This is a genomic window from Pseudomonas sp. SIMBA_068 (assembly GCF_046534705.1).
Taxonomy (GTDB): Bacteria; Pseudomonadota; Gammaproteobacteria; order Pseudomonadales; family Pseudomonadaceae; genus Aquipseudomonas; species Aquipseudomonas putida.
The window spans coordinates 1-228 of the sequence record NZ_JAWRYI010001911.1 but is presented as its reverse complement, the minus strand read 5'-3'; the positions used below and the strand labels follow the sequence as shown (position 1 = coordinate 228).

The following is a 228-nucleotide window of genomic DNA, read 5'->3' as shown; positions in this document are numbered from 1 at the left end:
AAATAAATCGCGTTCTAAACGTATTATTTGGCTTTTAGAAGAACTAGAAGTTAATTACGAAATTGTTGCTTATCAACGTAACAAAGACACATTTTTAGCCCCTGATGAGCTAAAGCAAGTTCACCAACTCGGTAAGTCGCCGGTTATTGAAGACGATGGTTTAATTGTTACCGAATCTGGCGCTATTACTGATTACTTAATTACTAAATACGGTAACGGAAAGTTTGC

At 36.0% G+C, this 228-nt stretch carries 1 protein-coding gene; it reads left to right on the top strand.

The window, feature by feature from the left end:
* A partial coding sequence (locus SB756_RS36440; protein ID WP_410914125.1) for a glutathione S-transferase N-terminal domain-containing protein occupies positions 1 to 228 on the top strand: 228 nt, incomplete at both ends.